The organism is Aphanizomenon sp. UHCC 0183, from assembly GCF_009712065.1.
Taxonomy (GTDB): domain Bacteria; phylum Cyanobacteriota; class Cyanobacteriia; order Cyanobacteriales; family Nostocaceae; genus Dolichospermum; species Dolichospermum heterosporum.
Window position 1 is genome coordinate 76,996 of record NZ_VILC01000025.1, and the last position, 23,020, is coordinate 100,015.

Below are 23,020 nucleotides of genomic sequence, written 5' to 3' on the forward strand. Positions count from 1 at the left end.
GTAATTAATTCTGTCCTATTACTTATGTCTAATTTATATTATTCTTGCCTCCCTCCAATTCTTTCTCCTGAACTCCTGAATGGGCGCAGGCCCTGCGCCCCTACCTCCTGATAGCGTAGCGTGGCGTTAGCCATACTCCTGATAGCGAAGCGTGCGCTCCTACCTCCTGGACTCCTGACTCTTATACCTACAGGAATACAAGTGTAGCCATTTATATATTATACTAGAGGGGATTGGGGACAAAAGTAAACTAATACTGATTGTCAGGATAAATTGCTAACATACATACAGGAAACATGGATCACTGACAAATGTAAGTAACCGTTGTTTTCACTGGATATGTACCAGCAATTATTTTGGCAACAGTAATGTTTGATTCAAGGTGCAAAGCTCTACTACAGATATTGTAAAGATTTTATAGTTTCTTCCGTAGACTTGAAAGTAGAAAAATAGCTAATATTGCCATTTTGGCAGGTCTTTCTGACACAAATGGGATATTAGTAGATAGTAGCAATGGTTCGTAAATTTTTTACCATTAACTTAAGAACTGCTACAGCCACCTCAATATTGACTGCGGTAATTCTTTAGCCATTTAAATAACTAGGAAATAATTCATGTTGTTATCACTGTCTTCTCAAAATGTTATCCAGTATCTGCACAAGGCAGGACTGTGTAGCGCGGAAGATGGCGCTGCATATAAATCTGTATTGCCAGAAAATAGCAAGAAAAATGGGAATTTACTGGTAATCCTGGCAGATAATCGCCAACTGCTAATTAAACAAGAACGTCACATTAATAATGAGCAAAATTGCCATGAACTCTTTAATGAATGGCTGTTTCATCAACTATTACAGCAATTTCCAGTGATTGGTAATATTGGAGCGATCGCATTATCATTGTTACATTTTGATGAAGAGAATTCTATTCTGGTGCGGAGCTACTTCAGCGAATATGTGGAGTTAGGAAAATTTTATCAACAGAGTAGTATGTTCCCCACAGCGATCGCCAGCGCGATTGGTAATACGTTAGCAGGATTACACCGAGCCACGTTTAATAAACGTGAGTATCGTGATTTTATGTCCACTGCCCCCGCAGGACAGTTTCGCTATAATTTTTACAATCCTGCTCAAGGTATACCCTCAATAAATCCAGACACATTTGGGACAATTCCCACCGAAGCACTACAATTTCATCTCCTGTATCAGCGTTACGAAAGTTTAGAATCAGCGATCGCTGACCTAGCTTATGATTGGAAACCATCTTGTTTAACTCACAATGATCTACAATTAAGCAACATTCTAGTTCATTCTCGATGGGAACAGCTAGATAACTGCTTGACAAAATTAATTGACTGGGAAGCTTGCGGTTGGGGAGATCCAGCTTTTGATTTAGGAAACTTATTAGCCAGTTATTTAGGCGTGTGGCTGTCTAGCCTAGTAGTAGATCCAACATTAGACCTAGAAGAATCTTTAAATTTAGCCATGATTCCTCTAGAAGCAATACAGCCTTCAATCTTAGCTTTAATTCAGGCTTATCTTGATGCTTTTCCCATGATTTTAGAATATCATCAAGACTTCATTTTGCGGGTAATTAAGTTTGCAGGTTTAGCATTAATTCAACAAATTCAACACAGAATCGAATCCCAAAAATCCTTTGATAATAGTAATCTGTGTATGCTCGAAGTTGCTAAAAGCCTCTTAACAGTGCCAGAACAGGCAGTATTGACGATTTTTGGCATCTCCGCCGCAGAAATCCTCCAATCTGTCCCCACACTCCAGAAACTTCCTCAACCCCATAAAGAACAACAATTAGTGCGTCTTTATTACGAAAAAACTCGTCTACGCGGTTGTTAGTAATAATGATTCCATCATATTGTGAGGCTAAACAGAATCATAAAATCCATGAACTCATCCCTTCTTATCCGCGTTTATCTGCGTTTATCTGCGGTCGATTTTCTTGGAAATATTATGCCATACAGCCTCATCTAAACCTGATATTTCCCATATATTTTCCGAAAATTTGAGGTGCAAAACAAATTAATGCTTGATGACTCTACCAATCAAATTCTCAATTCATTATTCGATATTGCCAATAATATCCAGATTGAACCTAATTTTTGTATTTACCATCCCAATTATCAACCTTTTGCCTTACCCACAAATATAGCAAACAGGTTTCAACAAAACTCACCTTCTTTAAAACAGAAATATTTGAATATACTGTTGAGAAATTTCCTCTATGGTATTTATTACAATGGTTCACTACAAACAGTCTTAGCCACAAACAGTAATTGTCAATCTCAGATAAATTTCCTAGAAAATAATAGTTTAGGTGTAGATGAAGAATTCTATGAACAACTACATCATAGCAATCATGGTACAGGTCATTATGAACCAGATTGGCAGATTTTGAGAATTGAACCTGATGGTAGTATGGCTGTAAACAAGGATGGATTAACCTTATATATTGAGCCAGAATGTCATCTGCAACCCCGGAAAAAGTCCCCTAAAGTGGGGGAATTAATAGCAATATGGATGCCTAAAAATCGCTTGCAAAATGGCTGTTATGTGGCAGTAAGTAATACAGCAATAGAAAATCAATCTCCCCAAAATACTGATTTAGGAGGAGGACGAATTTATTTTCATGTGACATCATCCGGGGCAATTGTCCTCATGGATAGCTTAACCAAAGCCTTGAATAATGTGGCAATTGCCTTTAGTTTTCAAGTTCTTTATAATCCCACAGCATATCAGCGTTATGATGCAGGTGTGCTGCATTTTGACCGCCAAGATTACCCCACAATTCGGAATATTCTTCAAGATATTTATCAAAAACATCAAGCTTACTTTCAGCCGGAAATTCCCTTATTTACAAAATTTTTAGCACCGGGATTAGGGTTAGCAGAAGAACCAAATCAAAAATTTGCTCCTCAAGAAAGTTTTGGGATGAACCGTTGTCAAATTGTTGCCAATGCGCTGTTAGAATCTTGGCAAAAGGGTAGAAACGCTCTAGAAGAAAGAATAGAATTAATTAACCAACACTTTGCCAGAAATTTGATTGATGTGCAGCATCCCTATCTTAATCCGGCTTCTGAGGATATTTATCAGCCGTTAATTTGAGGAGAAAATAACCCGACTGGGAATTCATTCCCAGTCTCATAGCAGAAGTCATCTTCAGATGACTGAATAACTAGCACAGTACGGCGTAAGTGAATAAACTATTTTCAAGCCTTGTATACTAAACACGGGTGAGATTTAAACTTTTGCCAAATGACAAAGAACCCAGATGTGTAGTAGGGGTAAAGCAAAAGCTGATATGTGTCAACTTACAGCAAATTGTCATCAAACCCGGAACAAGAACCCCACCCCCAACCCCCTCCCCGCAAGCGATGAGGGGGCTAAGATGTACCTCATAAGATTGGAAATCGCTGTAAGCTCAAATCCCTACCACATCTCGTTCCTAGTCTCTGACTAGGAATGCAGTTGATGAGGCTCTGCCTCTAATATCATTGAAGGCAGAGCTTTCTAGAATTCATTCCCAGTCAGAGACTGGGAATGAGACGAAAGTTTCACCCAAGGCTAAAAATGCTGGATGCCAAGTTGTCAAACCATCATCACCTAATCTTTCGTACACACTATAAGTTTTTGATTTCAAGTTATTATGGGAGGCAGAGCCTCTAGAGGGCATTCCCAGTCGGAGACTGGGAACGAGTGAACAAACTACCAACTACACATTTAACGGCTTTTTTGTGATAACTGGCGTGTGATTATCACTATTTACAATTGGTACAGGGGCAATGGTTTCCTTACCTGTAATTAATCTCGCGCCACGATTGCGGGTAAAATAACTCCACAACCATTGAATCATCACAACTAACTTATTATCAAATTCAATCAAGAAGTAAATATGAATAAATAACCAAACAAACCACGCCAAGAAACCTCTGAGTTTGATAAATCCTAAATCAACAACTGCGGCGTGTTGCCCAATCATTGCTAAACTACCTCTATCCACATATTTGAATTGGGGTAGTGTTTCACCTTTCAAACGTTTTTGAATGAGTTTAGCTACATATTCGCCCTCCTGCATGGCGACTGGTGCAACTCCCGGCAAAGGTTTATCATTTTGATGGGCGAAATTTGCTAAGTCACCAACTACGAAGATGTTGGGAAATCCTTTAATACTTAGGTCTGGTTCAACCATAACACGACCAGCGCGATCGCTCTCAACTCCCGTCTTCTCTGTCAAAACTTTCCCCATTGCTGAGGCTTTCACACCCGCAGCCCACAACACGGTTTTTGCTGCAATTTCTTTGACATCATCACCTTGCTTAATCGTCACAATATCATTTTCAATATGTGTTACCAAAGTTTTGGTTTGCACATCTACGCCCAAAGCCTTTAATGATGTTTCCGCTGTGTGGGATAATTCGGGGGCAAAAGGGGGAAGAATCCGATCTAAACCTTCTAACAATAAAACTCTGGTTTCTGAGGTGTCAATGTTGCGGAAATCTTCTGTCAGGGTTTTAGTTGCCAATTCAGCGATCGCTCCCGCTAATTCTACCCCAGTTGGACCACCACCAACAATCACAAAAGTTAACAAAGCTTGGCGTTTTACCGGATCACTTTCGCTTTCAGCCGCTTCAAAGGCAGAGAATATCCGCCGACGCATCTCAATTGCATCTTCTACAGTCTTTAAACCCGGTGCAAATTCTTCCCAGTTATCCTTACCAAAATAGGAATGCTTCGCCCCTGTAGCCACAATTAAGGTATCGTAGGGGACAGTCTCCTCACCCATCATCACCTTTTGGGCGTTAGCGTCAATATCATTCACCTCACCCAACAGCACCTTAGTATTCTTACTCTTGCTGAGGACAGCCCGCAAGGGAGAGGAAATATCCGCTGGGGACAAAGCACCTGTAGCGACTTGGTACAGCAGTGGTTGAAACAGGTGAAAATTGCGTTTATCAATCAGCGTGATTTGCACATTAGCCTTAGCCATAGACTTAGCGGCATACAATCCACCAAAACCACCACCAATAATCACGACTTGATGAACTGGTTTCTTGTCAGCTAGATCAACCATAAAAAATATTTCCTTCCATTACAGGGCTGTAACTATTCTTAACAAATTTGTATCAAAATTGTCACAATTATTTCTGTTTATCTTGAACTTCTTAAAAAAAAAGAAAAGTGGTGGATTAGTCAGGAGGTAGGGGCGCAGGGCCTGCGCCCACCCAGGAGTCAGGAGTCAGAAAGAAATTCCCCCCTGTTCCCCGTTCCCCGTTCCCTGTTCCCTGTTCCCTATTCCCCGTTCCCCGTTCCCTGTTCCCTGTTCCCTGTTCCCTGTTCCCTATTCCCCAATTTGCGATACAATCATAAGTCTGCCAATTTCATGACAGCCTTTATAAACAGGAGATGCTTCTATGGCGCGTATGTATTATGATGAAGATGCTAATTTAGACCTTTTAAAAGGTAAAACCGTTGCTATTATTGGTTATGGTTCACAAGGTCATGCTCACGCGCTGAATCTCAAAGATAGCGGTGTAAACGTCATTGTCGGATTATATCCCGGCAGTAAGTCCACAGCCAAAGCCGAAGCTGCTGGTTTGACAGTTAAAAATGTGGCTGATGCGGCCAAAGCTGCTGATTTCATCATGATTTTATTACCAGATGAAGTCCAAAAAACAATTTACAAAAACGAAATTGAACCCAATTTAGAAGCCGGAAACGTTTTAGCTTTTGCACATGGTTTTAATATCCATTTTGCACAGGTTGTACCTCCTGCCGATGTTGATGTCGTCATGGTTGCGCCTAAAGGACCTGGACATTTAGTGCGTCGTACCTACGAACAAGGACAAGGTGTACCTGCGTTATTTGCAGTTTATCAAGATGCCACTGGTCAGGCACGCGATCGCGCTATGGCTTATGCTAAAGGTGTTGGTGGTACACGCGCCGGTATTTTGGAAACTACTTTCCGGGAAGAAACCGAAACCGATTTGTTTGGGGAACAAGCAGTATTGTGTGGTGGTTTGAGTGCTTTAATCAAAGCCGGTTTTGAAACCTTAGTTGAAGCAGGTTATCAACCAGAACTCGCTTATTTTGAATGTCTGCACGAAGTCAAATTAATCGTTGATTTAGTCGTAGAAGGTGGTTTAGCCACCATGCGCGATAGTATTTCTAATACTGCCGAATATGGTGATTATACTCGTGGTCCTCGCGTTGTCACCGCTGAAACTAAAGCGGAAATGAAGAAAATCCTCAGCGAAATCCAATCTGGACAATTTGCGCGGGAATTTGTCTTGGAAAACCAAGCTGGTAAACCTGGTTTTACTGCTATGCGTCGTCAAGAAGCAGAACATCCTATTGAAGCAGTTGGTAAAGATTTACGTGCCATGTTTAGCTGGTTAAAGAAAGCGTAATTTTGGGTAAGTAATTGGACAAAAATATTTACAGTCATTGCGAGCGAAGGGAAGCAATCACAACCCTGGCGATTGCTCGATTTCACTTCGTTCCCTATGGCTAACGCCACGCTACGCTAACACAATGACATTGTGTAAGTAATTGGACAAAAATATTTACAGTCATTGCGAGCGAAGGGAAGCAATCACAACCCTTGCGATTGCTTCATTTCACTTCGTTCCATTCCCAATAACATTGTGTAATTAATTCTGTCTCACTACTTACAGCGATTTCCAATCATATAAGGTACATCTTAGCCCCCTCATCGCTTGCGGGGAGGGGGTTGGGGGTGGGGTTCTTGTTCCGGGTTTGATGACAATTTGCTGTAATTAATTCTGTCTCACTACTTAATTGGTAATTGGTAATTTCTTACCTTTTACCAAATTCTTTTTTTATGCAGAAAATATTTAGCAAAGTATGACAAATATTTGCATAGAAGTTAAACCAATATTTGTAAATAAAGGATTAAATGCCATGACAATTAAAATCAAATCTATTACTAGTCTTAAAGTCCAGGGGTTGATCTTAACTATCCTGCTATCAACCTTAATACCTGAAACTGTTCAGGCGCAAATTATTCCCACCATCAAATTACCAACCACTACAGTTCCTAAGCCAACCATTAAAGTTCCTAAGCCAACCATTGAAACCCCATTAACCCCATTAGTATTTCAAGTACCTGCTAATTTTGTCGTCAGTCCAGCAGTTAATACAACTTCTAGCTTCGTTTCTGTGATCAAAGAAGGTAGTAATTCACCTCAAATTCAGACAAGGACAGTGACAGGGACGGGAAGTGAATCTATTGCTATTCCGGTCGCAACTACGACATCAGGAACTGTATCTACTATTAATGTAGTTCTACCTTCTAAAAATTCTGTTTCTAGTGGAGATGTCAATTTTAGTGTTGATACAACTCCAATTTCTACCGTTGGTTCTGTAATAAATAGTGTTAACCTTTCATTTCCTGTACCAGTTTTAGATTAGACATCTCCGAAAATTGGCGTTGCTGAATTGAGGTATGAAATTCCCAAATTGAACCTTTAAAAATCTTACCTTTGCGTCTTTGCGCCTTTGCGTGAGACTAAAATTCATACCCTTAATCAGCAACGCCCGAAAATTAAGTATGCGTGGCATGAAACCCCTGTAGAGACGTTCCATGGAACGTCTCTACAATTTTTACTGGAGATGTCTACTGATTTGGAAGCTAAAATTTAAGTTCTAGATTCATGTCCCCTCTAAAACCATCCTCACTTTTACCTAAACGAGAATTCATCACTAAACCAGAATTAGCACTTGCATAACGAAATATCATCCCATAGTTAGGATCTTTTAACTGACTTTCAAATCCTTTGGTAGCTGTAGAATAAGTCGAATAGTATGGACCAATTATGACAGTCCCTAATTCTTTATCTTTGAAAACATCATAGGTAGATTCAATTTGATATGAAGGTTCTTGATTACCAAAAGAGAAAGAAGTATTGAAATTAAAACCACTTTTATGAGAAAAATTAAACAATAAAAAAGTGCTAATATCACCTAAACTAGTAGATTGAACATCAGGATTGAGGATTTGGGGGGAACAATTTAATACGGGATAAAGAGTTATATTAAAATCTGGTTTCACAAACTGAAATACATTACCAATAGAAAGACTTGATAAATTTAAACGATTAGGATTATTATTATAAGTTAGTGATAGAAAAGGGGAATTAACTATAATTGTACTCCATTGTTGATTTTTATCATAAAAGGTATTCCGAAAATCTGCTTTAGTCGCAAACTTTAACATTCCACCCAGCGAACTTTCTCCGGTAGCATTAGGATTTAACTTACCCAAATTATTATCAATCATTGGTACAGAATTAGGAAAAAGATTAAACCACATACCTGTAGATAGGGAATAACTTAGATTATCAATACTTCCAGATATGACAAATTCCACTGCTGGTAAATAAAGATTTCCAGTATAAGAAGATGTTTCAATTTCCCTTTGTCGAGACGTACTCAGTTGAAGTCTGCTAAAGTTTATATCAAAAATTTTTCCTCCTCCAATTATAGAAGCTGCTGTAAACAAACTATCGAAATTATTATCAAAGACAAAAGATTTATCAAATAAAACTTGTCCATCTGAAGTTTTTGCCTGCAAAAAGGTATATGTAATCGTTTGAGGCGCATTAGCATTAGTTTTGGGAATATTAGAAAACATTGGACCCAAGTCATCAAGAGAAACCGAATCTATGACAACAGGAGTTTCATCAGTCCAAGGTTGTATTATTTGCTCAATAAATTGGACACTTCTTTGATAAATACCTGTTCTTAGTTGTAATAATAAGGAACTATCTGAAGTAATATTTCCTGAAAAAGTATAACTTCCAGAAACTTGGGCAAGGCTACTATTAGTATTACTATAACTTAGGGTATTATTTAACCTTTCATTCATTTGTCTGCGTTGTTGAGATGTGGCTTTTGTCTTCAACGTCGCTAAAGTTTTTACGGTATTAAACTGTTCTTTTGCTTCATTAATACTTGCATTCAAATTACCCGGATTAATAACACTAAAAGCACTACCCAATATTAATCCTAGACTAGCATTTGTAGTCTGATTTAAATCAGTATCTTGCCATTGGGCTGTAGTTACAGATAAGCCAGGATTAGCAAAAACATTTAAATAATTTAATCTAATTTTTTCTGGGTCATATTGTAGTAATGTGCGGTTATATGACCGACTCAAAGTATATCTATACCAAGCTTGGTTTTGAGGACTTAATATCGAAGAAGTGGTAACTTCAGGACTTTGTTGTCCAAGGTTAGACCAACTTAAGGAATTAAGATAATGAAAATCTCTTTGTTCTTTCGTTAAAAAGGGATTGCTAAGGACTTCAAAAAGATCATTATTATTTATTTGATTAACTTGTAAAGTTTTTATCCCAGGTAGAGACGTAATTGGAGCTTTAAACGAATATCCCTGGTTAGTAAAAAAATCACCTAATGTCAGTCCAGCAGCAAGGAGATTTTCACGGGGAATAATACTACCAGCTTCTAACTTAACACCATTATTTAATAAAGGTTGTAAATTGACAGTTGGAAAGCCTTGGAAAAATTTAGGTGCATTCCTAGCATCTAAATTACCAGATAAAGCACCTCCTCCTAGTAATTGGTCTGTAGTTGCTTTGGGTGCGTTAGCTAGGGGAATAAGTTTTTGGAACAAACTACCATCAGAGCCAGTAATATTCAGATTAAAACTGGCATTATCAGGTAGCTGAACTCCCGGAGGTAGGACGATTTCTGCCCCCGCGATAGTAACATTTAAGTCATTTAATTTATTGCTTCCTACTGAATCTGTAAGAGCAGTAGGAAAAGCAAATACTGTTTGTACACCGAAAAAAGCTGTAGAAATTTGAGCAAATTGTCTCAATTTTTGTTGATAACTATTTCCCTGATAACTAAAATTTAGATGGTTTCCCTGGGTTTCAATAACCACACGATTACCATCTAATACCCAATAGAATTGTTCGTCATTGGGATAAATAGAAATATTAGCTGATTTAATGAGGGGATCACTAAATTGCTCTTTTTGAAACGCATTACTTGGTGCAAATTTATCTAGATCAAAACCGAAATTTGCATAGAAAGTAAATTTTGAGGGTTGAAAATTACGAGGATTAATAATTAGTTTATCACTTGTGTTTACGAAAAATGGATATCTTGATGCGCTGTTTTCTAACAAGCTACGCATTAAAATTCTCAGGACTTGTTTATTTTGTTCTGGAGCTAATGCTGGTTTCTCCTCTGGTTTCGTTTCTGGTTTATCATCTGGAATCGGTAAAGAAGGTACTTCCTTGGGAAATACAGGTAGATCTGGCTCAACTGGAGTTAATTGCGCTTGCTGCTGATTGCTTGTTTCCTGTGCGATTAATGTCTCGCCACGTGTAGAGGATATTTTCTGGTAACTGATATGCAGAATATTGATTGAGACTGATTTCTGTATCATTTAACTTTTGCTGTGGTGAGAAAGGAGTAATGGTAGTTATCTCTGGGGTAGAAGGAGTTAATGCTGGTTTATCATCTGGAATCGGTAAAGAAGGTACTTCCTTGGGAAATACAGGTAGATTTGGCTCAACTGGAGTTAATTGCGCTTGCTGCTGATTGCTTGTTTCCTGTGCGATTAATGTCTCGCCACTAAGAGTAGTGTTGTAATTAGATTTATATAAATGAAAGTTATTAGTATTATTTATATTTAAATCTTGATCTGGAATATTATAATAAATCTCATGAGGACTATATTCACAGCTAAAGGTGTGTCGGTTCAAATCTTCCTTTACACTGGGGATATTGTTCCTAGTGACGAGTATTGGTGCAGAATCCTCCAGCCTATTTCCCTCACAACTAGACGTTGTGTAGAGGATATTTTCTGGTAACTGATATGCAGAATATTGATTGAGACTGATTTCTGTATCATTTAACTTTTGCTGTGGTGAGAAAGGAGTAATGGTAGTTATCTCTGGGGTAGAAGGAGTTAAATCATTTAACCCAAAACCTATGTCTCTAAATTGTACCTGTATTTCAGTCTGATTATTGGTATTAACGTTGATAGAATCGGTTGCTTTTTCTTCTTCAGTTGCCAGGACTTTTACGGGAAGCAGTGCCGACACGGACAAAGTTACCAGCACTCCAGCACTCCAGAAAATATCTTGTTTCTTCATAAGTAGGTTGGCATTAAAAATTGTGGTTATGACAAGGAAACAGGGAACACTTCGACAAGCTCAGTGCATCGCACGGAACAGAGAAGAGGTTTTGGGCAACTTTACTTTTCGTTACATATTACTCTTATGAGAAGCTGCTCCGCGTCTACGGTTTTTTTTGCCGTTCACCTACTTTTTTATTTCCAAGAACAATACTTGTCCAAATTGGAAAAAGCCTTGATTTTTAGGTTGGATTGTGGAACGTTAGCTTTGCGGAGCAATCAGCATAAAACCCAAAAAATTCGTTAAGTTGCGCTTTCGCTTAACCCAACCTTGTATCTTAGAGGTATGCTAGAAGAAGTGGTAGACCGTCCCAACCTGGGTCAGAAAAGACCGCTTTGTAGCAAGGCTCACCACAACAATCTCCATGACAGAACTCGAACAGTCGCTACAGAAAATAGACAAGGTATTGCAAGAATATAAATATATATAATTACAAGGATTAAAAAGTAATCTTATCCTCACCCAATTTAAACCCTGTAACTTGGAATTAATGGCTAGATGATAGCAGTTAATTTGGCTATAAGAAAATTTTTCTTATATTTTATCATCAAGAAAATACTGAACTTTTCACTATAGTTATCGACGAATAAGTAGGTGAGCGTTGAAAATTGTCGTTATGGCAAGGCAAAAGGCAAGAGGCAAGAGGCAAGAGTGAAAAGGGTTTGGGCGATTTTACATTTCTTTACACAGTTTGGTTTTATTGTGTTCACCTACTTACGTAGTCTTAACTAGGTACTTATTTACGTAAATATATCCTCCAAAGATATTGTCATTCACGTAGCTATCCCTATTGGTTACGATAGTGATAAAAGGCTTATATAATTGACAAAGTAATAACTATTGCATTTTTAAATCCATATATTACATTTAAGCAAAAGCTCAATTTATTACCTTGCGGAGTATAAAACATAGACTTATATTTTGAGGACACAAACCTATGAAATCTTTCATTTATAAAGGTTTTGAAGTAAATAAATTCATATTTGGCATAACTTGTGCCGAAGAGCGATTAAGTGTTGCAATTTAAATTATTTTCTGATTGACAAATATCGGAATTATTCATAAACTGATACACATAGATAGGTTCTTACTTGCCAGTAAAACTAACAGCATTAATCTCTATCATGGGAATTTATCGGGATGCTTGAATCACAAAGTTTTTCTTTCATACTCTGAAAAAATTGCTCCCTATCCGAAGGTTGAAAAGCCTGAAATCAAGAGATTTTTCGGATACAGATGATGAAAATTTTTGGCAGTGTGTAAGTTCTATTTTGATAAACAAATCAGGGAATAAAATCATGAAAACATCTAACAAAGTATTAAAAGCTGCTGCCATTGCCTCTCTCTTAGCAGGTGGAGCAGTTGCAGGTTCATTCATCAATGCTGAGTCCGCTCAAGCTGATCCTCAATCTTCCAAAGTATCCGGTGCGCTGACTAGTGTTTTAACCAATGGTGTAACCAATAGCTTTGCTGCTGAAGTTTTACTGCCACAGGAGTCTATAGCCTCCACTGGTGCAGTCACAATGAATGTTACCTATTCTGTAGTTGGCGGAACAAGTGGCGGTGATTTAAGCCAAGTTGCGATTACAACAGCAAACATGAACGCTGGTAGAGAAACTTATACTGCCAACACAGTTGAAGCTGCTACTGCTCGTGCAATTGGTGCTGCGGTTGGTGCTAGTCAATATGGTGCCGCTAGCGATATCGTTAAATCCTTTCAAAATGGTGGGTTGGACTAGTTAGAGAAAGTCGGCGATTCCTACTCATTAAAGGAAATAGAAGGAATCGTCAACCACCTTGATGGGACATAGGCTAAAAATCAATGCCCTATGTTCCACAGTTTATCCCCCTGGCTTCAACAACTGGGGGATAAGTTTATTTTACAAGAGTATCCGGTAAGCGTAAAAGACAATTAACAGTTTTGTCTCGGAAATTGTATTTCCCCAAGGTTCTATTACAGCATTTCCCGATGTTATGAGGTACAAGAACCCCACCCCCAACCCCCTCCCCGCAAGCGATGAGGGGGCTAAGATGTACCTTATAACAGCGGTTTCCGCTGTAGCCCTAACGGTAGTCTGACAATAAAAGTTATCTATGGTTCTGTAGGTAATGATCCCAGTCAGGTGGCAATTATCAAGGGAAATATGAATGTTGGAACTGTCAATTATCCAGATAATACTATTCAAGCTGCGATCGCTCGCGCCATTGATACTGCTATTAATGATCATCGCTTTGGTGACATTATCGGTATTGTTAAATCTTGGCAAAGTGGTGGTTCTGCGGCTCTAGATTAATTATGTTTTGAGTAGAGACGTTCCGGCGGAACGTCTCTACAAGAATCTGTCGGCGGCTATAAATAAAATTTCTGCCTGACAAAAATTAAATGGCTATTTTTATTTGCCTTTATTTGAGCATTATTTTTTAGAAATTATCAGGATGTGAAGGGTTTTATGATTATTTTTTGTGGTGGAACAGCTAAGGATTTAAGAAGTCTGGGTTACAATCTTTGCCAGACTTTACTAACTCAAATAGATAAAAGCAATATTCAAGGAACTATTTGCAATACTGCCTCGGAAATAGATGCTTATTTTCAGCTTTTACAACCATCCTCACCTGTAACACTCATTCAATATCAGATTCCCTCAAAATTAACTTTAGAAAAAATTCAGCACGGTGAAGTTAAGAGTATTTATCTGCATCAAGATCCCCGTGAAATTTTGGCTGCTGTTCTCGCTTCTTTAGAACAGAAATTAACCTTTGAATCTACTTTTATCAACCTTTGGCAACAATACCAAGAAAAGTGGTTTTCTGATAGCCATCAAACTTTATTAATTCGTAGAGAAAAATTAATTTCAGAACCACATTCAGAAATTTCTAAGTTAGCAACATATTTAAATATTGAATTTACCGAATCGGAAATTTATTTGTTATTAAAGCAGTGTCAGTTACCAGCACCGGCAACTGTACCACAATGGCAAGAAATTCTCAGTTCTGAGCAATGCTTAATTATTGAAACTTTGCTCAAACCATTACTCCTACAATTTAATGACGAAGATGAGTTTAGTATATCCGAAAGATTAGAACAACATTTAGCAGCAATTCAATTAGAACCACTGCTAATCCAAATTGATAAAATTATTGGTAAATTTAGCCAGATAAAGACCGAAGTACGGGAACAATTTTACGAATCCATTGATCAATATCTGATCACCATTTTAACTGCAATGGGGCGGTTAAATGAAGCGGCGGAAGTTTGCCATTTACTAGGAACAGCCCTAACTTTACAAAATAACTTACAATTAGCAGAAAAATGGTATTTACGCGCTCTGAATATCCAACCTCAGTTAGCCAAATCTCATTATAATTTGGGCTTTGTTTATGAACAGGAGGATGATTGGGAAAAAGCTATTGTTCATTATAATCATGCTATCACCATCAATGGGAATTATACCAAGGCTTACTATCGCTTAGGATTGATTTTTAAACGTCAAAAGCAATTTACTCAAGCCATAGAACAATTTTCTCAAGTCTTGCACCTAGATCCAACGCATCAGGGGGCAAAGTTCAATTTAGCTTTACTTTGGCAACAAGGAGAAGGTGCAGATTTCATCCAAAATTTGTTAGAAGAAACAGACCTAGAATTATTGCTTAATCTCCCAGAAGAAATAAACGACACTGGGGCAATGTTGGTGCGTGAACGACAATGGGAACAAGCCAAAATCTATTTTAAATCGGTGATTGAACTAGATCCAGATTGTGTTTTGGCTCACTATAATTTAGGTTGTGTTTTACAAAATCAAAATCGCTATCCAGAAGCAATCACTTCCTATCGTCGGTCTTTAAAGATTAATGCAAATTACATTGATTCCTTAAAAAATTTAGGTTATGTTTACTATAAAAATGGACAAGCAGATTTAGCCCAAGAATGCTTCCAAAAAATATTGCAATTAAATCCTAACCATAGCGAAACTTATGAACTTTTAGGATTTATTGCCGGTGAACAAGGAAAATTATCAGAGTGTATTAGTCTGTTAAATGAAGCCCTGAAAATTAATCCTAATAATCCTAAACTACATTCTTGTTTTCTGTTTAATTTATCTTCTCTTGTCAGTTTTACACCTCAAGAAATATTAGATTCTGCTCAACTGTGGTATCAACAACAAGTAGTTAGTCAATGGCTACCAACCCTCACCACCCACTCTCAGGATAAAACTCCACACCGTCGTTTACGCATTGGCTATATTTCCCCTGATTTTCGCAGACATTCGGTAAGTTCATTTATTAAACCCCTTTTTCAACACCATGACCGCACCCAGGTTGAGGTTTTCTGTTATGGGGAAGTCAAAGAACCGGATGCAATTACAGAGGAAATTATAGATATCTGCGATGCTTGGCGTTCTACTGTGGGTCTTTCAGATTTACAAGTGGCTGAATTAATTCAAGCAGACCGCATAGATATTATCGTTGATTTGGCAGGGCATACGGCAAATAACCGGATGATGGTCTTGGGGATGAAACCAGCGCCGATTCAAACTACATATTTAGGCTATTTTGCTACCACAGGTTTACCGACAATTGACTATTGGATTACTGATCAGTTTCTTCACCCCCATGATACAGAGGAAAAAACCAGCGAAACTATATGGCGTTTACCCCGTTGCTATGTAGGTTATGAACCGCTGAACAATGCCCCGGAAATTACTGAACTTCCTAGAAAAAAAACGGGAATTTTCACTTTTTCATCTTTCAATAATTTACGCAAACTTACACCAGAAACTTTTGCGCTGTGGATTGAAATTCTCAAAGCAGTTCCTAATTCTCGCTTGGTGTTAAAATGCGCTAGTTCTGATGTATTCAGTCCCTTAATTACCGAGAGAATCCAAACCCCCTTTGTGGAACAGGGTATTGATCCTAAACGCATCTTCTTATATGGTGCGTTTGCTACTGATGAAGACCATCTGAATCTTTATAATCAGGTTGATTTGCATTTGGATAGTATTCCCTATACGGGATGTACTACAACTTGTGAAGCCCTGTGGATGGGAGTACCAACATTAACCCTAGCAGGGACGCGGAAAATGGAGCGCATGAGTGCCAGTATTCTCCACAGTGTTGGTTTGGATGATTGTATTGTCCATAGTGCCACAGAGTATGTTCAAAGAGCGATCGCATTAGCCCAAAATCCAGATTATCTTCAATCTTTGCGCTTAAATATGCGTGAACGAATGCTGCACTCTCCTTTGTTGGATGTGAAAAACATGGCCAGCACTTTAGAAGCAGCTTATCGCCAAATGTGGCAGATTTATATTGAAAAAACCACAATATCTAACAGCGAAAATCTCCCTAATCATGCTTCTATTCCGGTGGAATTAGAACCTGTTGATGCTATTAATTACTATCAGCAATATATCGAAAATCATCCTGATGATGCCCAGGGATATTATCATTTAGGTCTAGCTTATCAAGCCTTAGATGATGTAGAAAATGCGATTCCATCTTATTTGCAATCTCTTGCCATTAATCGCGGTTCTGCTGCCACTTATCAAGCTTTAGGTAAATTGTTAGAAGAACAGGAATTAATTGCAGAGGCTGAAAAATATTATCGCTGTGCGTTGTTATTAGCACCTGATGATAGTGAAATACGAGAAAATTTCAAAGGTTTTTTACAACAGTATCGTTCTCGACCTGCTAATAAAATTATTCCCATTTTTCAGGAAAATGCTAACAATTCTGAAGAGCTTAAATATTTTAAATTCACTGATGCTGATCCTCATGAATGCCTAGTGGAGATTGAGGGTGGAATTAAAGTATGTGTTAAGAATGATATCAACAGCTTGACAACTTATGTTTTGCTAGAACAGGGTGATTGGTTTGAGTCAGAAATGGAGTTTATTCGCAAACTGATTACACCAGGGATGGAAATCCTAGATATTGGTGCTAATCATGGAGTCTATACCTTAACTATGGCTAAGTTACTCCAAGGAGAAGGTAAAATTACGGCTTATGAACCCGCTAGTTCAGTTGTTTCTTTATTGAGAAAAGGTGTAGAAGCTAATGGTTTCACGAATGTAGAGATAGTTAATGCCGGCTTATCAGATTGTGAGGGTGAAGCAACTTTATTTCTATCAACAAATAGTGAACTAAATTCTCTACAGCCCGATAATTCATCTCAACAACAAGAAATTATTAAACTGCTGAACTTGGATCAAGAATTAGCCCTGCGTAACTGGCAGAAAATTGACTTTATTAAGCTAGATGCAGAAGGAGAAGAAGCCAAGATTCTCGCAGGTGGGAAAAGATTCTTTTTTGAGCAATCGCCATTAATTATGTTTGAACTCAAGCATGGCAAACATATTAATATGCGGTTAATTCAACTATTTCAAAATCTCGGCTATGAGACTTACTACTTAATTTCTAGCATCGGTTGTTTAGTGCCTTTTGATGTGAATCAGCCAGTAGATGGCTATCAATTAAACTTGTTTGCTTGTAAGCCAGAGCGATCGCAACAATTAGCTGAACGTGGTTTACTAGTAACACAAGTTAAAGAAAAGCCTCTACTTCCACAACCATCCTACTGGTTAGAAGCAATAGCAGCTTATAGTTATGCAACTCCTTTCCTAAATCAGTGGCAAGAATACGCAACGGTTGCCAATGCTGATAATCAAGTTTATTTAGAAGGGCTAAATTACTTCTTTCTCTCAAAAACAGTCAGCCTTTCCCCAGGAGAAAAGTTTGCCTCCTTAGAACATTCCTTTGAATGTATTCAGCAAGCTGTTAAGGCTCAACCTTCGTTGACTAGATATTGTAGTTTGGCTAGAGTAGCGACAGAGTTAGGGAAAAGACAAGTTAGTGTGGAAATACTGGAAAAATTAATTACCAATATCAATTCTGGTAGATTAATTAGGGTAAATGAGCCTTTTCTGCCTGTGAGTCAGCAATACGATCATCAGATATTTAACAATAATCTGCAAGACTGGTTCTTAGTAAGTGTTGTTGAAACCTGCGAGAATAGCCGCGTTTTCTCGTCTTACTTCTCAGTTAAACAATCGGTATCTTTACTCAATCAGATTATTCATAAACCCTTCCACAGTCATCAATCAGAAGGCCGATTACTTCTTGCCAGTAAACGACTTGACGGATAACGATAGGATGAAATTAGTAATGCACTATGATCAAGGATTTGGTGCGTTACGCTGTCGCTAACACACCCTACGTATTTTTAACGTAAATTCGATAGCGTAGCGTGACGACGTAGGAGTGATTGAACCTCACCCCAACCCCTCTCCGACACGGAGAGGGGCATTTTAACTTATCATTATACTCAAAACGGCTAGAAGCTGGACTTTTTTATCATACAAAGAACAAGTTCAAAGTCTCTCCAGTATTAAATATTATTCCTTTTCCCTCTCCTCTTAGGAGAGGGTTAGGGAGAGGTGCGGGGAGAGGTTTACCAGAGGGGTTAAAAATTATTATATATTGAGTATATCATAGCCCCCTCATCGCTTGTGGGGAGGGGGTTGGGGGTGGGGTTCTTGTACCTCATAACATAAAATCCACATTACATATTTAGTAAGGTGCGTCAGATAGAGGAAATCTGTTTTTTACCAAATCATTGGGTCTGACGCACCCTACAAGAGATAAAATCCACATTAGATCAAAACTATGCACAATAAAGTTTAAAAAATGAATTACCAAGTTGTTAACCAATTAAATGAAACTCAAATCTTTGAACTTGTGGAATTATACAAACATGAATTTTGGAGTAAAAATCGGACATATCAAGGTGTTACCAAAATGTTGACTGCATCTGATATTATTATTGCTTTAATAAATGAGGAAAAAGAACTAATTGCTTTTTGTCGTGTTTTGACTGATTTTGTTTATCGGGGAGTTCTTTATGATGTGATTGTTAAACCTAGTTATAGAAAAATGGGATTTGGTGCTAAATTATTAGATGAAGTCGTTAATCATACCCAATTAAAAGCAGTAGAAGATATTGCTCTTTTCTGTTTACCAGAAATGATTCCTTTTTATGAACGGTGGGGTTTTATATATGATGTAAATGCACTGAAAATAATGCACCGGTATGATTCAGTTATGGGAGGAATAGAACCATGATTATTAACTATGATAGTCTGAAGATTATTGACTAAAATTCGTCAGTAATGACTTTCTTGATGATATTTACAGTTTGATACTTGCACTATGTCTACTCAACGTCTAATTCAAAGTATATACACAGATGGTGCTTGCACAGGCAATCCTGGACCTGGTGGTTGGGGTACAGTTGTCTATTTTAGTGATGGTTCAGTTCACGAAATGGGTGATTCATCCCAGCACACCACTAATAATAAAATGGAAATGCAAGCTGCGATCGCCGCCTTGGAATTTTTCAAATCATCTCGACAAACGCAACCTATTACCCTGTACACCGATAGTAAATATGTAATTGATTGTGTGACAAAATGGGTAAAAGGCTGGAAAAAGAACGGCTGGAAAAAAGCAGATGGGAATCCCGTCCAAAACCAAGACCTCCTAGAAATTCTGGATCAACTCAATAGCCGACTGGTACAATGGGAACACGTTCGCGGACATTCTGGTAATATTGGCAATGAACGCTGTGATGTCATTGCGCGTTCCTTCGCCAACCATAAAATCCCTCACCTCAAACAATTATTACCTGCACTTCTTCACGAAAATTTACCTAAAATTGGGAAAATAAGCCCAGCAAAAGTATCTAATGATCCAATAAACTCTACAATAACTAATAAAAACACACTAGAAAGCAGTCCGTCTGCATCAGATACAAGCACTATGGAACCATCTACAACACCAACTGCGACTACAACCAACGAACAACCCACTGAAATCAGGGTTTTACAACTTCGCAACTTGGTGGAAACCTTACGGATTGCAGACGAAATTGCCGAAAAAGGCTACCTAATTACCAGTTCAGAATTAGCAGACTTAATGGGTGTTCACTCTAGCGCCGTTACCAGCCGAGGTGATGAATGGCGTTGGCGAAATTGGATAGTTTCACGAGTAAGACGTGAAGGTAATCAAATTCTCTGGGAACTTGAACGTGGGGACAAAATAGAACCAGAAGTAGAATAAAATAATTCGTAATTCGTAATTAGGTTTTGCAAGTAGGATATAGTGATTTTCAAATCGGTGAGGTACATTTTAAAATTTTAAAATCGCAAAAATCGTAGGGGCGCAGGGTATGCGCCCTCGATTGTATTTAATCAGCTCCTAACATTTGTAAATTGTGCAAAGTCGCATAAAATCCTTGTTGTTGTAATAATTCTTCATGACTTCCCTGTTCAATTAATTCCCCCCGTTTCAGCACAAAAATCCGGTCTACATTCCGAATTGTTGAGAGACGGTGAGCAATAATAATTGAAGTTCGTTGGATTAACAACTGATTTAAAGCTGATTGAACTAAAGCCTCAGTTCCCACATCTAAACTCGCTGTAGCTTCATCTAATACCAAAATTTGGGGGTTGCGAATAGCCGCCCGCGCAAAGGCTAAAAGTTGTTTTTGTCCACTAGAAAGATTTGTCGCCCGTTCTCGTAATTGAGTATCATAACCTTGGGGTAATTGGTTAATAAACGTCGCTACATTCGTCTTTTCTGCTGCTTGTTGAATTTCTGCAAAACTGTAATTATCACCTAAAGTAATATTACTTTTAACATCACCAGCAAACAAAAAAGCCTCTTGCAAAATCACCGTCATATAACGTCGTAGTTCCACCTGGGGAATCTCGCGGATATCCACACCGTCAATGAGAATGCGTCCTTGGGTTGGTTCATAAAGACGACACAAAAGGCGAATAATTGAACTTTTACCCGCACCTGTGGGACCAACTAAAGCCACCTTTTCCCCTGGGTGAATAGTAAAGTCTAAATTCTTAATAACGTAATCATCATCTTTATAGGCAAAAGAAACATTTTCAAACTTAATTTCTCCCAAAGCCGGAACGGGTGTAAAATCTTGAGATTCTAACTTAGAAGCTATCTCATTAATATAGCCAAATTCAAAATCTACATTTAAACTTCGAGGCTGAGAGTAATCTTTAATTTCGATAGGTTCATCTAAAATATCAACTACTCTTTCAATAGCCGTAAAACCAGATTGAATCACCGTAAACTTTTCCGCAAAATTCCGCAATGGTTCAAAAAATTGTTGGGCATATAAAATAAATGCTGATAAAATACCAAAAGAGATTTGTTGATTTAATAATAACCAACCACCTAAACATAGTACCCCAGCAACGGCAATTAAACCAATCCATTCTAAGGTTGCAGAAACTGCGGAATCATACCAAATGCTAATATCTACTTCCTTAATATAACGTTGGTTAGCAGATCGAAATAACTCAACATTAAATTTTTCGCGGCGAAATAATTGAACTATATTAATACCGACAATATTTTCTTGAAGTTGAGAATTGAGTGTAGAAAGTTCTTCCCTGGTTTTATAATTAGCCCTTCGATACTGCTGTTGAAAATAAATTATCAACCAAGTTACTGGCAAGAGGATGAATATCAACAAAGAAGCAAGTTGCCATTGAATTGAAAACATCAATCCCACAATTACTACCATAGATAGTAAATCAGAGACAATGCCTACAGCCCCAGTGGAAAAAACATCTCCTAAACTTTCGACATCACTCGTTAGTCTAGTAATCAATTTACCTACAGGTGTCTGATCAAAAAACCGCACAGCTAAAGATGTCACATGAGTAAATAAATCCTCACGAATAGCCGCCGTAATTTTTTGCCCTAGTTTCTGAACTAAATAACCTTGGACACCTGTTAATACTAAGCGGATAGTAGTTGCAATGAGCAACATTCCAATCAAGATATTTAAGCCTTGCCATAAAGGCATATTTTGCAGAAATTGATATGTACTTGGTTCTTTGCGAATTAAAGAAATTGCCTGTCCTACTAATAGGGGTTTGATAGCACTAGCAACAGCAATAGGAACAAGCATGAACATGGATACTGCTAATAGTTTGCCATGACGACGACCATAGGGAACTAAGCGTAAAAATAACCGCCAGTCATTTTCTCGACGACGGTATTCGGGATTGGATTTAGTTGGAGATGGAGAGATGCCCATAAATAACAATTTAGGAGAAAAATAATGTGAAATTCTGCTCTGGGAGACTAATTTTTTTCAAAATTTAAGCCATTGATTTCTTGACATTTTGCCTGTGCTGCTTGATAAGCTGTCAAATATTCTAGCCCCCCCAGCATGACATCACCATAATAATCATAGGGGGCTTCACCATAAATAGGTAAAGGATCATCCTCTGGATAATCTTCTTTGGATTCTTCAATCATAGCTTTGAGCTTTTTAGCGCTCAGACTTTGAGCCGGAAAATAATAAAGTTCTTGGGGATTTTTTTGTAAATGGGGAAGTGTCGGATCTATAATTACATCATTAACTTCAATCCAACCATGTTCAACTGGTTTATAGGGCTGACCAGCAAATACTAAAAAGCCTTGAATATACTTTGCCCCTTCGGTGATTAAAACTGCTTTATAAGCATTATCAAAAGGTTTTTTAGCTTTACTTTTGATGGCTTTGGCAATTTCATTAGATAGGGTTTCATCTAATAATTTGTTCATGGAGTAAATTCTCCTTTAATTATTTTGTCAATTATTAATATACACTGTACTAGGCAATTTTTAATCACCTGGACTATATAGCGATCCTAAATTAGTTATGAAAAACAAGATCCCCGACTTCTCTAAGAAGTCGGGGATTTGACTCTGGCAATGTTCACAAATCAAATAGGATTGCTA

At 38.0% G+C, this 23,020-nt stretch carries 13 protein-coding genes; 9 read left to right on the plus strand and 4 right to left on the minus strand.

The genetic code is table 11. The annotated features are described in order from the left end of the window. Nucleotides 1–614 precede the first annotated feature (614 nt). On the plus strand, nucleotides 615–1,853 hold the full coding sequence (locus tag FJR37_RS11190) for an aminoglycoside phosphotransferase family protein (protein ID WP_039205325.1): 1,239 nt from the start codon (nucleotides 615–617) through the stop codon (nucleotides 1,851–1,853). 186 nt (nucleotides 1,854–2,039) lie between these two features. Beyond that, nucleotides 2,040–3,119, plus strand: coding sequence for a T3SS effector HopA1 family protein (locus tag FJR37_RS11195; protein ID WP_039205326.1), 1,080 nt, complete (start codon nucleotides 2,040–2,042; stop codon nucleotides 3,117–3,119). Between the two features lie 607 nt (nucleotides 3,120–3,726). On the opposite strand, the gene FJR37_RS11205 is transcribed toward FJR37_RS11195, so the two are convergent. Beyond that, the gene (locus tag FJR37_RS11205; RefSeq protein WP_168466041.1) at nucleotides 3,727–5,085 is read right to left on the minus strand and encodes an NAD(P)/FAD-dependent oxidoreductase; all 1,359 of its coding nucleotides are present in this window, start codon (nucleotides 5,083–5,085) and stop codon (nucleotides 3,727–3,729) included. A gap of 340 nt (nucleotides 5,086–5,425) precedes the next feature. On the opposite strand from FJR37_RS11205, the gene ilvC reads away from it, so the two are divergent. Together ilvC and FJR37_RS11215 are read left to right on the plus strand one after the other, a co-directional pair. Further along, nucleotides 5,426–6,421, plus strand: coding sequence for a ketol-acid reductoisomerase (ilvC, locus tag FJR37_RS11210; protein WP_168466042.1), 996 nt, complete (start codon nucleotides 5,426–5,428; stop codon nucleotides 6,419–6,421). Nucleotides 6,422–6,878: 457 nt separating this feature from the next. After that, nucleotides 6,879–7,445, plus strand: coding sequence for a hypothetical protein (locus FJR37_RS11215; protein ID WP_168466043.1), 567 nt, complete (start codon nucleotides 6,879–6,881; stop codon nucleotides 7,443–7,445). Between the two features lie 220 nt (nucleotides 7,446–7,665). Here the strand turns inward: FJR37_RS11215 and FJR37_RS11220 are convergent, their stop codons facing one another. Further along, nucleotides 7,666–10,452 carry a hypothetical protein gene (locus tag FJR37_RS11220; protein WP_168466044.1) on the minus strand — a complete coding sequence of 929 codons (2,787 nt, stop codon included), beginning with the start codon at nucleotides 10,450–10,452 and terminating at the stop codon, nucleotides 7,666–7,668. Nucleotides 10,453–12,504: 2,052 nt separating this feature from the next. Here FJR37_RS11220 and FJR37_RS11225 point away from each other — a divergent pair. From FJR37_RS11225 to rnhA, 5 genes are all read left to right on the plus strand, one after another. After that, nucleotides 12,505–12,945, plus strand: a complete 441-nt coding sequence (locus FJR37_RS11225; protein WP_217355244.1) for a TEK-like protein — start codon at nucleotides 12,505–12,507, stop codon at nucleotides 12,943–12,945. Between the two features lie 405 nt (nucleotides 12,946–13,350). After that, the gene (locus tag FJR37_RS26195) at nucleotides 13,351–13,500 is read left to right on the plus strand and encodes a hypothetical protein (RefSeq protein ID WP_168644775.1); all 150 of its coding nucleotides are present in this window, start codon (nucleotides 13,351–13,353) and stop codon (nucleotides 13,498–13,500) included. A 156-nt stretch (nucleotides 13,501–13,656) separates the two neighbouring features. Continuing rightward, entirely contained in the window at nucleotides 13,657–18,348 is a 4,692-nt protein-coding gene (locus FJR37_RS11235) for an FkbM family methyltransferase (RefSeq protein ID WP_168466045.1), read from the plus strand. Between the two features lie 541 nt (nucleotides 18,349–18,889). Beyond that, nucleotides 18,890–19,324, plus strand: coding sequence for a GNAT family N-acetyltransferase (locus tag FJR37_RS11240; RefSeq protein WP_168466046.1), 435 nt, complete (start codon nucleotides 18,890–18,892; stop codon nucleotides 19,322–19,324). Between the two features lie 87 nt (nucleotides 19,325–19,411). After that, nucleotides 19,412–20,320 carry a ribonuclease HI gene (gene rnhA, locus FJR37_RS11245; RefSeq protein WP_168466047.1) on the plus strand — a complete coding sequence of 303 codons (909 nt, stop codon included), beginning with the start codon at nucleotides 19,412–19,414 and terminating at the stop codon, nucleotides 20,318–20,320. Nucleotides 20,321–20,447: 127 nt separating this feature from the next. Here the strand turns inward: rnhA and FJR37_RS11250 are convergent, their stop codons facing one another. Together FJR37_RS11250 and FJR37_RS11255 are read right to left on the minus strand one after the other, a co-directional pair. Further along, the gene (locus FJR37_RS11250; RefSeq protein WP_168466048.1) at nucleotides 20,448–22,331 is read right to left on the minus strand and encodes an ABC transporter ATP-binding protein; all 1,884 of its coding nucleotides are present in this window, start codon (nucleotides 22,329–22,331) and stop codon (nucleotides 20,448–20,450) included. Nucleotides 22,332–22,378: 47 nt separating this feature from the next. Continuing rightward, entirely contained in the window at nucleotides 22,379–22,843 is a 465-nt protein-coding gene (locus FJR37_RS11255; RefSeq protein WP_039201585.1) for a hypothetical protein, read from the minus strand. Nucleotides 22,844–23,020 lie beyond the last annotated feature (177 nt).

Bases quoted from the DNA above. Each gene is read 5' to 3' on its own strand.
- FJR37_RS11215 (WP_168466043.1), top strand. From the start codon at position 6,879: ATGACAAATATTTGCATAGAAGTTAAACCAATATTTGTAAATAAAGGA.
- FJR37_RS11240 (WP_168466046.1), top strand. From the start codon at position 18,890: ATGAATTACCAAGTTGTTAACCAATTAAATGAAACTCAAATCTTTGAA.
- FJR37_RS11255 (WP_039201585.1), bottom strand. From the start codon at position 22,843: ATGAACAAATTATTAGATGAAACCCTATCTAATGAAATTGCCAAAGCC.
- FJR37_RS11250 (WP_168466048.1), bottom strand. From the start codon at position 22,331: ATGGGCATCTCTCCATCTCCAACTAAATCCAATCCCGAATACCGTCGT.
- FJR37_RS11205 (WP_168466041.1), bottom strand. From the start codon at position 5,085: ATGGTTGATCTAGCTGACAAGAAACCAGTTCATCAAGTCGTGATTATT.
- FJR37_RS11195 (WP_039205326.1), top strand. From the start codon at position 2,040: ATGCTTGATGACTCTACCAATCAAATTCTCAATTCATTATTCGATATT.
- rnhA (WP_168466047.1), top strand. From the start codon at position 19,412: ATGTCTACTCAACGTCTAATTCAAAGTATATACACAGATGGTGCTTGC.
- FJR37_RS11190 (WP_039205325.1), top strand. From the start codon at position 615: ATGTTGTTATCACTGTCTTCTCAAAATGTTATCCAGTATCTGCACAAG.
- ilvC (WP_168466042.1), top strand. From the start codon at position 5,426: ATGGCGCGTATGTATTATGATGAAGATGCTAATTTAGACCTTTTAAAA.
- FJR37_RS26195 (WP_168644775.1), top strand. From the start codon at position 13,351: ATGAATGTTGGAACTGTCAATTATCCAGATAATACTATTCAAGCTGCG.
- FJR37_RS11225 (WP_217355244.1), top strand. From the start codon at position 12,505: ATGAAAACATCTAACAAAGTATTAAAAGCTGCTGCCATTGCCTCTCTC.
- FJR37_RS11235 (WP_168466045.1), top strand. From the start codon at position 13,657: ATGATTATTTTTTGTGGTGGAACAGCTAAGGATTTAAGAAGTCTGGGT.
- FJR37_RS11220 (WP_168466044.1), bottom strand. From the start codon at position 10,452: ATGATACAGAAATCAGTCTCAATCAATATTCTGCATATCAGTTACCAG.